We start from the raw sequence: 10,852 nt of genomic DNA on the forward strand, positions 1-10,852 counted from the left end.
GTTGCAATAAGTACATCACCATTATCCTTTAAGGCCGAAACGGCAGGGCTTTTTGCTACTATCGTCGAAATTTCTTTGATGTAAACCTTTTTAGCTGTTTTAAAAATTGAATTTCCGACAGGAATTTTTACTGCGCCCTGCTCAAAATTTGAGCCTTGAACCTTATTGCGGCTATCTTCGTTAAAATGAATGCCGAAGGTTTCTGGTAATACGTTGAATTTCGAAATTTCACAATTGCCAACATCATTTAATAACAATACCAATACGCCACCCGCTTTAACCCATTCGCTAACCTGTTTGGCATGTGCGGCAGTCATGAAATTCGGGTTTGCTGTTTCTTTTTCCGTATCAGGATCTACAATAATGTAAATGTTACTTCCTTTTAAGTTTGCTGTTGTTGGTGCTGTTTTAAGGGTAGCGGTTTTAACGCCTGCATCATTAAATACTTTACCGAATAATGAAAAACCGTTATTATCATCTTCTTCCCATACGTAATGAAAGGGAATTTTATCGCCGGTTGGGCCGGTCATATACTCGTTATTGAAAAAATTATCAACCGTAACGGTTAAACCTTCACCTGTTTTAGGGAGTGCAGCAATCTCCATTTCTGAAGCGGCGCAGATAAACGCCCCTACACCTTTCGGATCGTTGGTGATTACTTTTTCGCTAATGTAATAGTCGAAACTTCCGTCGCGGTATTTAGGTTTCCCACCCAATCCTGATACCGAAACGGTTTTGGTCAGGTTTATTCTTTCTGCTCCTGCTTGTTCAACAAATTCTTTCTTTAAGCCTGCGTAACCTTTATTTGCAGCGGCCATAAATGATGGTGCCAACCAACCTTTACGTACACCTTTGGCTAATCCATATACAAACATGCTCGACGCAGAACTTTCGAGGTAATTTCCTTTTCTGGTTGGCATATCTAAAATATCGAACCAAACACCCGATTTCGCATCCTGGTATTTTACTGCAGCAGTTGCTGTACGGTTTAAAATGGCTATTAATTCTTTCCTTTGTGGATGATTGGCCGGAAAATTATCCAGCACATCTACCAAAGCCATAATGTACCAACCCATTGCCCTGCCCCAGAAATTTGCTGAGCGACCTGTTTTTTTATCGGCCCATTGTTCTGCTCTGCTCTCATCATAACCGTGATAAAGTAATCCTGTTTTAGCATCGCGGGCATTTTTCTCCATCAGGATAAACTGCTTGGCAATGTCGTCGAAAGCTGCATCTTTTTTCATCAGCTTGGCATACTCCGCATAAAACGGTTCGCCCATGTATAAGCCATCCAACCACATTTGATTGGGATAAATTTTCTTGTGCCAAAAGCCACCTTCCTGGGTACGTGGCTGTTTTTGCAGCTGATCGTATAATTTAGTTGCTGCTAACAGGTATTTTTGTTGTCCGGTAACCTTATATAACAATAATAACGAACGGCCATTTTTAATGTTGTCGATATTAAAATCGTCAGGTTTATACGTATTGATATTTCCTTCCTTATCCAAATAGGCATCCATTGAGCTTTGGATGTACTTGAAATATTTCCCATCGCCGGTATTCCGCCAAACAGTTGCGGCACCTTCCAGTACCACGCCCATGTCGTAGGTCCATTTAGGGCCTTTGGCACCTTTTAACAGTGTAGTATCCTGAAACAGTTTTTCCATCGCTGTTAGGGTTAACTGTTCTGACAATTTCTTTTGGGCAAATCCACTTTGTGTTAAAATAGAAAAACCGATGAGCGCAGCTGCTGTATATAGAATTGATCTCTTCATGTTTGTTATTTTGAAATTTCCAGTGCTTTTTTATCTACCTCTATACCTAAAAGTGAGGCCATTTTTGCTTTAGAAACATCTGTTCTGCTAATTTTTACACCTTTTGTTTTTTCTCCCGATACGTCAAACAAAACCTTGCTGTTGTCAGGGTATTTTAAGTTACTGATATTGATGTTGGAACTGTTCTGGATCATTACAACCGGACTGGTGTCTTCTGTAATTACGTTTATATTTTTAAGGAAAATGCCAGCGGCTTCAATAATTTCAATGCCTTTCTTCGCTTTTATGGTTACGTTTTCCAGGTGGATATCTTTGATGTTCATTTCTGGCAGTCCCCTGAAAAATATGGCTTTCTCAGCGCCATTGGCTACCACATCTTTAATGTAAAAGTTTCTGAACTGAGGGGTCGCTTCGGTTACCGGAACCGTTACCGTTTTAATGGCTTCGCGTTTTTCGCCTGCCAAAGGAACCGGATCAACCGCAGCATAATACATATCAAACAGAATCGCTTCGCCTGGAATATCGATCATGTTGATGTTGTTGATGTAAATATTTTCTACCACACCACCACGGCCGCGGGTAGTTTTAAAACGCAGGCCAATATCGGTGCCGATAAAAGAACAGTCGTACACCCAGATATTTTTCGCACCGCCACTCATCTCGCTTCCGATTACAAAACCACCATGGGCATGGTAAACCACATTATTCCGAATAATTACATTTTCTGTAGGTACGCCACGTTTGCGGCCCGCTTCATCTCTTCCCGATTTAATACAGATCCCATCATCACCCACATCGAAAGTGCTGCCTTCAATCAATACGTTTTTGCACGATTCTACATCAACACCATCACCATTCTGTGCAAACCAGGGGTTTTTTACTTGTAAGTTTCTTAAGGTCAAATCCTCGCAGAGTAAGGGATGTAAATTCCATGCCGGTGAATTTTGAAAGGTAACACCTTCTAAAAGAATTTTTTTGCAACCTGTTAAAACCAACAGATTCGGGCGAAGAAAATCTTTTATATCTTCATAATCGGCTGCTGTTTTACCAGCCTCAATTACGCCGGCATTTTTGGTATTCGAACCTTTAACGGTTTTCTCAGATGGGTACCACATTTTTCCGTCAGCCCTCACTACGCCACCAGATGCCACCAAGGTTTTCCACTGTGTTTCGGTCAATTTATCTTTTTTAACCATGCGCCAGGCACCACCGTTCCCGTCGATAATCCCCGTTCCGGTAATGGCTATATTTTCGAGGTTAACACCCGAAATCGGACTCTGGTTTCTCCACGCTGGTTGACCTTCCCAATTTCCCTGTACCAATTTGTATTGGTTAAAGTCGTCGGTAAACTGAAGGATTGCATCGCGTTTAAGGTGTAGGTTTACATTACTTTTTAACTCAATAGGACCAGTTAACCACAAGCCTGATGGAATTAAAACCACACCACCACCTTTCTGGCTTACACTGGCTATGGTTTTATTGATGCTTTGCGTATTTAAGGTAATCCCATCACCCTTTGCTCCAAAGCTGATAATACTTGTGGTATCTTTTTTAAATTTAACCTGCTGGATAACGGGTAGGCTTTGCTGTTGTTGCGCTATGGCAGCACTTGCAGAAGATAAAATTAAGCATGCCAGCGCTACTTTAATACGGCATAAACTACCAGAAATATGTTTCATTATTTGTGCTGTTAAATTATACTTGGTTATTGTAATAACAAGTGTACGTTGTTTGCACTTAAAATAGAAGAGAAATCTATGCAATCGTTACCGGAAAACGAGGCAAAAAATCGTCATCAAACAGCCGACTAATACCTGTATATCAAATATTTAACTCACTTATTTCGCCTCTGGATTCCACCCACGGAAAACGTTTTCCAAAATGTAGGCCTTATACTCCACTTCGGTTAATTGATGCGACCAATTTACCCTGCTTTTTGGATCGGCTCCTTTGCCAGTGCTTTTATATTCAGCGTAATAGGCCGTTTTCTCATTGCTTTCCTTGCCCCAGTTGTTCCAACCCTCAGGGCGGATAAAATCAGGCAGTTCGCAGTTGAGGTAGGCAACCTTTGCGTAAGGCCTCCATGGCCTACCCAAGTAAAAACTATTGGCTGGTGCATCTCCTTTGATTTTGCATTTGTTTAATACATAACCAAATTTTGTAGTATCAGCAGTTGATGCCGCCGTGATATAACCCGCTTTTTTGCAGAAAATAGTGCAGCTTTCGAACCAGGCTGTAGAAGCCCCGAAAATAAAATCGACCGTCCCTTCGATGTAACAGTTTTTATAATATTGGCGGTTGTTGCCTCCGTAGGTATAAAGTGTATCCTGAAAGCCTAAAAACCTGCAGTTGGTAAAAATTAATTTATCTCCTCCTGCCCAAACAGCAACGGCTTGCCCCACCGGGCCTGATGAATTTTCGAAGGTGATGTTTTCTGCAGAAAAGCCTTCGCCATAAATATAAAAGCTGGAAGAACCTGAAGTGCCTTTTTCTTCACCAAAAGCATTCTTCTTCTGGGCGTAGTCATCATAAGTTAATATGGTTTCGTTTAGGCTCTCCCCAATAAATTTCACATTCTTTTTAGAGGCCGCCAAGATTAGCTTTTCTTTGTAAATACCTTTTTTGATAAAAATTATGGTTGTTTTGTTCCTGAAATCGGGCACGGCGTGTATCGCTTCCTGTACCGTTTTAAAGTTTCCGCTTCCATCGGCAGCTACCACAAAATCGGGCTTAACACCCAGGGCATAAACTGCTGATGAAAAGGTTATCAGAAAAAATAAGATGATTGCTTTCATATCAATTTGGTTAGGCTTAAATTAAAATCGGCCACGTAAAAGTATAAACTTTGTAACGCAGCCGTGTTTTTAAAATATATGATGAACAATTTTAAACATTAATATCCATCAGAAAGAAGTTTTTTAGAGATTAAACACTGCAAACGATGTCGGGAACGATTGCACAATAACAACTTGCCTAAAAATAAAAAAAGACTTAACCTTGTTAGTAGGCTAATTTGATAAAATATACGCATCGTCATTCCCAACCTGATTGGGAATCTTAATGCCAATCACAAGCCGCATTAAGATTCCCGCCTGTGCGGGAATGACGTAACGCTAAATAAATAACTGACCAAATATTAAAAACATCATTGTACAATGAAATATCTATTTAGTTTAATCCTCGTTTTAAGTTTTAGCATAAATACCTTTGCCCAACCTGCTCCAAAAAGTGGGTACATATCTAAAGTTTGGGTTTCTGACCTAGGTAACGGGACGTATAAAAATCCGGTTATCAACGCTGATTATTCTGATCCTGACGCTATCCGGGTGGGAGATGATTTTTATATGATCGCCTCCAGTTTTGATGCCATCCCGGGCTTGCCGATCCTGCATTCGAGAGATTTGGTGAATTGGAAAATAATCGGCCATGCCTTAAAACGCCAGCCTCCATTTGAGCATTTCGAAAAAACACAGCATGGTAATGGTGTTTGGGCACCCTCCATCCGCTACCGCAATGGCGAATTTTTCATCTACTATCCAGACCCTGACTTTGGGATTTATTTAACTAAAGCTAAAACCATAACAGGGGCCTGGTCTGCACCAAAATTGGTCGCCGCAGGTAAAGGATTGATTGATCCCTGTCCGTTCTGGGATGAAGACGGCAAGGCCTACCTTGCTTACGCCTACGCAGGAAGCCGTGCTGGCATAAAAAGCGTGTTGGCCATTATGCCATTAAGCAGCGACGGATCAGCAGCTACAGAAACCGGCAGAATTGTATACGATGGCCACGAACTCGACCCAACCATTGAGGGTCCAAAAGTTTATAAACGCAATGGCTATTACTATTTGTTCGCACCAGCAGGGGGAGTTTCTACAGGCTGGCAATTAATTTTGAGAAGTAAAAACATCTACGGCCCATATGAAAGAAAAGTAGCCATGGATCAAGGGAAATCTTCGGTAAATGGTCCTCATCAAGGCGCTTGGGTAAATACTCAAACAGGCGAAGATTGGTTTCTTCATTTTCAGGATAAAGATGCTTATGGTCGCGTAGTTCACCTGCAGCCTATGAAATGGATCAATAACTGGCCTGTTATCGGGCTTGATGCAGATGGCGACGGTAAAGGCGAACCGGTTATCACCTATAAAAAACCAAATGTGGGCAAGGTTTATCCGATTGAAACACCTGAAGAAAGTGATGACTTTGAAACTTCAAAACTAGGCTTACAATGGCAATGGCAGGCCAATCCGCAACCAACCTGGTTATTTACTGATGCAGGCAGGGGTTTATTAAAGTTATACACTTCGAAAATTCCTGATGATGCCAAAAACCTTTGGGATGTTCCGAACCTATTGATGCAGAAATTTCCAGCTGATGAATTTATGGCAACAACAAAACTCTTATTTAAACCTAACCCAAAATTGGAAAACGAAAAAACAGGTTTGGTAGTAATGGGGAGAAGTTATGCGCAGATTAGCATTAAAAGCAAAAAAGACGGATTGTACCTTATGTACGGTGTTTGCCAAAGTGCCGACAAGGGAAAAACCGAAAATGAAAAGGAAATTACCAAACTAAAATCGGGCTCGGTATATTTCAGGATTAAAGTTACTAATGGTGCAAAATGCCAGTTTAGTTACAGTGAAGATGGGACTCGTTTTACGGATGTAGGAGATGAGTTCCAGGCCACGGCAGGCCAATGGATCGGCGCAAAAATGGGAATATTTGCCGCCAGAGATACCCAAACCAATGATTCAGGAATTGCCGAATATGATTGGTTCCGTGTACAAACATTAAAATAAAAAGATGAAAAAACATAAATACCTTATCGCAGCCCTTGGCACCGTTTTACTGATGTCTTTCATTGTAAAACCTAAACCTGTTAAGGTGTATTTAATCGGCGATTCTACCGTAGCAGATTATACTTTAGATGAAGGTTATCTGCAGAAAAAGTATCCCATTACAGGCTGGGGGCAGGTTTTTCAGCAATTCTTAAAAAAAGACTGTTTAAAAAAATTAAACAGGCTGATTAAAAGCGACAGCGCTTTGGTTATTGATAAAGCAAAAGGGGGAAGAAGTACCAGAACTTTTTTTGAAGAGGGAAGGTGGAAAGAAGTTTTATCAACCTTGCAAAAAAACGACCTGGTGTTGATCCAGTTTGGGCACAACGATGCGGCAAAAGATAAACCTGAACGTTATGTCGATATTCCGGGCTATAAAGATTTTTTAAGGATGTACGTAAAAGAAACAAGGGCTAAAGGTGCTTTACCGATCCTGATCACACCGGTTACCCGCAATTACCCCTGGAAAGATGGTAAACTGGGCAGTGCACATGGCGAATACCCACAAGCGGTGAAAGATGTGGCCAAAGAATTAAATACACCCGTTATAGATCTAACCTCACTTTCAGCGAGTTTTTTCACAACAAAAGGCAGTGAATTTGTAAGCAAACATTACTTTATGAATTTAGACTCAGCCAAATATGAGGCTTATCCAAAAGGGCAAAAAGATAATACCCACTTCCAACCAGAAGGAGCCAAAGCAGTTGCGCAGTTGGTTTACAATGAATTAAAAAACATCAACCGCAAGACGAATTAAGGAAAGATATTACCTAACAACCTATAAATTACAACTCCTCCGAACTTTCCGGCAAGTGATCATACTCTCCTTTCCAGGCATAAAAGCCAAATATCATCAATCCCAAACTTATGGGAAGGAAAATAAACAGGATAATTGCCCATTGTAATATGGTATTGGTACGTTCGATATCTGAATGGGTCAAGCCCACTTTATCTATCGCCTGGATAAACAAAAATGTCATTGTTAATGGCCCTAAAACCATCCAAACCAAGCCTAAAAATTTCTTTAACGTATTCATCTTCTTCGTATCTAGTCGTTAATATTTTCGTCTCTTTTATTCGATAAATAAATTGTGCCAATAACCAGGCTCAATGCCGCTATACCTATCGGATACCATAGGCCTGATAATGGCGTAGAACCAGAAAAGCTTGCAATTAGTGTTGCAATAAATGGTACAAGCCCACCAAAAACGCCGTTACCGATATGATAAGGCAGCGACATAGAGGTGTACCTGATTTTAGTAGGAAATAGTTCGACAAGGAATGCCGCAATTGGCCCGTAAACCATCGTTACCAGCAAAATCTGGAAGAAGATTAAACCGACAAATTTCCAGAATATTGGCGTAGGCAAAACTTTATCTTTTATTACTTCTTTACCTAAGAGAATCCCTTTGGTTGCAGAAACCGTATCGGTTTGCACCTTATTAAAGGATGCACCGTTTTTAAGCATCATTTTAGTAGAAACCGTTCGCAAGCTATCAGTTGAGTTCGCAATTAAGACAGATATTACAGGAGCTGGGCTGGCAGATAAAATATCAGTCTGTTCAACTTTTGTATAATCGGTATCATCCAAAAACGTTTGATAGATTGGGCGATAGAAAAGAATACCCAAAAGCATACCGCTTAGCATAATCCATTTCCGGCCAACCTTATCACTCCAGGCACCAAAAACCACAAAAAATGGCGTGGCAAAAGCGATTCCCCAAAGTAAAATATACCTCGAGTCGTTAAAATCTAATTTACAGGTATTCTCTAAAAATGATTGTGCATAAAATTGACCTGTATACCAGATTACCCCTTGCCCCATGGTAGCACCAAACAAAGCCAGAAGTACCATTTTAAAATTCGCTTTGTTGTTAAAACTTTCTTTTAAAGGGTTTTTTGAAATATTTCCTTCAGCTTTCAACTTAGAAAACATTGGCGATTCGTGCATTTTCATGCGAATATAAATCGACACTACAACGAGCACAATGGATAGCAGGAAAGGAATTCTCCAGCCCCAATCGCCAAAAGTTTCAGCGCCTAAGATGTTTTTTGTGATTACGATAATCCCTAATGAAAGGAACAGTCCTAAGGTTGCTGTAGTTTGAATCCAGCTGGTAAAAAAGCCCCGTTTATCTTTGGGTGCGTGCTCTGCTACGTAAGTTGCAGCTCCACCATACTCTCCACCAAGGGCTAATCCTTGAATCAGCCTTAGTATTAAAACCAAAATTGGTGCGGCATAACCAATGCTTTTGTACGATGGGATTAAGCCGATAAAAAATGTCGATCCACCCATCAGCACCAACGTGAGCAAAAAAGTATATTTTCTGCCGATTAAATCGCCAAGTCTGCCAAAAACCAATGCGCCAAAGGGACGAACGATAAAACCTGCCGCGAAAATTGCCAAAGTGTTGATCAGGGCAGATGCACCTGCATCTTCCGGAAACAATTGGTGACCAATGATAACTGCAAGGCTACCAAAAATGTAAAAATCATACCATTCAATCAGCGTGCCTAACGATGATGCACCGATTACTTTAAAAATATTGTTCTTGGGTAAAGTGTCGCTCATAAGAAATAAGAATATTTGGTTTCCCAAGATAAACATTTGCATGACAATCGGCAACCTGTACTGTCTGTCATTTAATTTGTTACATTACCAAACATTTTGGCTTTAGTTTTGTATTTTCATCCGTAACGAATTTATTTCCCATTCAGATTATATGCTTTTAATACAAAACATCAGGTTAAGTAGAATTTTAAGAAATACGTGGCACGTTGATCTGATCATGATTGCCTCTTGCACTGCGGCTTACTTTGTACGCGAGTATTTAATTGCGCATCATTTTTCCATTCCATCCATTATTCCAACGGTTTTAGGTACAGCTATCGCCTTTTTTATCGGTTTTAACAATAACCAGGCTTACGATAGGTGGTGGGAAGCACGAAAAATATGGGGTGCTTTGGTAAACGATTCCCGCTCTTTTGCAAGGGCATTGATCAATTATGTTGATGAGGATGAGGAAAGCGTAAAACGGATGATTTGCAGGCACATTGCGTTTTTATATGCTTTAAAGGCAAGTTTGAGGGGAACGGTAGACGAAATTTACACCAAATATTTATCTGAAGCAGATTTAAAAGAAATAAAAAAACATAACAATGCGCATAATGCGATTTTAAATATACAATCGAGAGATTTACAGAAATTATCAAAAGCCAATGCCATTGATGGTTTTCGTTTTATCGAAATTAACGAGATGTTAACCCGGTTCTCTGATTCAATGGGCATGAGCGAACGCATTAAAAACACCATATTCCCTACCACTTATACCTATTTAACTAAAGTGTTTATCTGGTTATTTGTGGTAACATTTACCCTGGTAATCAGTCAGGATGCAGGGCCGGCAGCCATATTTTTGGGCTGGTTAATTGGTTTCGTATTTGTATCTACGCAGATTAATGGAATGAGCCTGGTTAATCCTTTCGAGAACAATTCGGCAGGTGTTCCCCTTAACCAGATTACGAGAACAATAGAGATCAATCTTTTGCAGATGCTCGAAGAAGACGAGATCCCAGAGCCTGTTAAACCGATTAATGACGAATATATCCTTTAAGCTTTTATCGTTTCGTCCCTGTTTTCGAAAATTACTAATTACCTGTTAATATACTTTTTAACTTCTCTTCAAAAAGTACCGATTTAGCTTTAAACTGTGGGTTAGAAAAGGAAATATTAGCAGTAGCATAAATAATCTTTCCATCTTTTCCTACCAAAACATTTGACGGAAAGCCGTGATTAATATTCAGTTTCCGGATCTCATCTTTGCTTAATGATACAATTTCGTATTTGTAACCGTTCCGTTTCTGAAACCACCTGGCACTGGCAGGGCTATCATGGGTAATCCCGATAAACCTTACAGCTTTTTTGCCATATTTAGCCACTAAATTATTTAATTCAGGCATTTCGGCTATACAAGGCGGGCATTTTTCGAACCAAAAGTTAATCACCACTACCTGGTTTTTTAAACCGGTATTGGAGAACGGCTTTTTATTGATGCTTAAACCATTAAAAGCGGGTAAATCTTTACCTATTAAATCTTCGAAGAAAGTTTCCTGCGTGGCCCATTTAACAGGAACATTTTGAGCCAGTGCTGCGAAAGAAAAAACAGAAAACAAGAGAATAAAGTAAATTTTCATCAGCGCTAAATATAAAAAAAGTCCTACCAATTTGGCAGGACTTTATAG

9 protein-coding genes are annotated in these 10,852 nt (G+C 40.0%); 3 read left to right on the forward strand and 6 right to left on the reverse strand.

What is annotated here, in order from left to right; all coding sequences use genetic code 11:
• The 3 genes from AC1DPQ_RS06615 to AC1DPQ_RS06625 all read right to left on the reverse strand — a co-directional run.
• A partial coding sequence (locus AC1DPQ_RS06615) for a glycoside hydrolase family 88/105 protein (RefSeq protein WP_477608492.1) occupies positions 1–1,775 on the reverse strand: 1,775 nt, incomplete at its 3' end.
• A gap of 5 nt (positions 1,776–1,780) precedes the next feature.
• Positions 1,781–3,454, reverse strand: a complete 1,674-nt coding sequence (locus AC1DPQ_RS06620) for a glycoside hydrolase family 28 protein (RefSeq protein WP_477582476.1) — start codon at positions 3,452–3,454, stop codon at positions 1,781–1,783.
• A 159-nt stretch (positions 3,455–3,613) separates the two neighbouring features.
• Positions 3,614–4,570, reverse strand: coding sequence for a pectinesterase family protein (locus tag AC1DPQ_RS06625; RefSeq protein ID WP_477579466.1), 957 nt, complete (start codon positions 4,568–4,570; stop codon positions 3,614–3,616).
• Between the two features lie 360 nt (positions 4,571–4,930).
• On the opposite strand from AC1DPQ_RS06625, the gene AC1DPQ_RS06630 reads away from it, so the two are divergent.
• Complete coding sequence (locus AC1DPQ_RS06630; RefSeq protein ID WP_477579468.1) at positions 4,931–6,571, forward strand: glycoside hydrolase family 43 protein; 1,641 nt, start codon at positions 4,931–4,933, stop codon at positions 6,569–6,571.
• 4 nt (positions 6,572–6,575) lie between these two features.
• Positions 6,576–7,367: a rhamnogalacturonan acetylesterase gene (locus AC1DPQ_RS06635; protein WP_477579470.1), complete on the forward strand. Its 792-nt coding sequence runs from the start codon at positions 6,576–6,578 to the stop codon at positions 7,365–7,367.
• 28 nt (positions 7,368–7,395) lie between these two features.
• Here AC1DPQ_RS06635 and AC1DPQ_RS06640 read toward each other — a convergent pair whose 3' ends face one another.
• Together AC1DPQ_RS06640 and AC1DPQ_RS06645 are read right to left on the reverse strand one after the other, a co-directional pair.
• Entirely contained in the window at positions 7,396–7,647 is a 252-nt protein-coding gene (locus AC1DPQ_RS06640; protein WP_029276864.1) for a DUF6814 family protein, read from the reverse strand.
• 11 nt (positions 7,648–7,658) lie between these two features.
• The gene (locus tag AC1DPQ_RS06645) at positions 7,659–9,182 is read right to left on the reverse strand and encodes an MFS transporter (protein ID WP_477579481.1); all 1,524 of its coding nucleotides are present in this window, start codon (positions 9,180–9,182) and stop codon (positions 7,659–7,661) included.
• Positions 9,183–9,333: 151 nt separating this feature from the next.
• Here AC1DPQ_RS06645 and AC1DPQ_RS06650 point away from each other — a divergent pair, with 151 nt between their 5' ends.
• On the forward strand, positions 9,334–10,224 hold the full coding sequence (locus AC1DPQ_RS06650) for a bestrophin family protein (RefSeq protein ID WP_029276859.1): 891 nt from the start codon (positions 9,334–9,336) through the stop codon (positions 10,222–10,224).
• A gap of 34 nt (positions 10,225–10,258) precedes the next feature.
• Here the strand turns inward: AC1DPQ_RS06650 and AC1DPQ_RS06655 are convergent, their stop codons facing one another.
• A complete protein-coding gene (locus AC1DPQ_RS06655) occupies positions 10,259–10,804 on the reverse strand; it encodes a TlpA family protein disulfide reductase (RefSeq protein ID WP_477579483.1) in 546 nt (181 codons plus the stop codon).
• Positions 10,805–10,852 lie beyond the last annotated feature (48 nt).

The sequence above is a fragment of the Pedobacter sp. 01T416_2 genome, assembly GCF_056398925.1.

Excerpts from the sequence above, each read along its gene's own strand:
- AC1DPQ_RS06620 (WP_477582476.1), bottom strand. The coding sequence starts at position 3,454 with ATGAAACATATTTCTGGTAGTTTATGCCGTATTAAAGTAGCGCTGGCA.
- AC1DPQ_RS06625 (WP_477579466.1), bottom strand. The coding sequence starts at position 4,570 with ATGAAAGCAATCATCTTATTTTTTCTGATAACCTTTTCATCAGCAGTT.
- AC1DPQ_RS06630 (WP_477579468.1), top strand. The coding sequence starts at position 4,931 with ATGAAATATCTATTTAGTTTAATCCTCGTTTTAAGTTTTAGCATAAAT.
- AC1DPQ_RS06635 (WP_477579470.1), top strand. The coding sequence starts at position 6,576 with ATGAAAAAACATAAATACCTTATCGCAGCCCTTGGCACCGTTTTACTG.
- AC1DPQ_RS06640 (WP_029276864.1), bottom strand. The coding sequence starts at position 7,647 with ATGAATACGTTAAAGAAATTTTTAGGCTTGGTTTGGATGGTTTTAGGG.
- AC1DPQ_RS06645 (WP_477579481.1), bottom strand. The coding sequence starts at position 9,182 with ATGAGCGACACTTTACCCAAGAACAATATTTTTAAAGTAATCGGTGCA.
- AC1DPQ_RS06650 (WP_029276859.1), top strand. The coding sequence starts at position 9,334 with ATGCTTTTAATACAAAACATCAGGTTAAGTAGAATTTTAAGAAATACG.
- AC1DPQ_RS06655 (WP_477579483.1), bottom strand. The coding sequence starts at position 10,804 with ATGAAAATTTACTTTATTCTCTTGTTTTCTGTTTTTTCTTTCGCAGCA.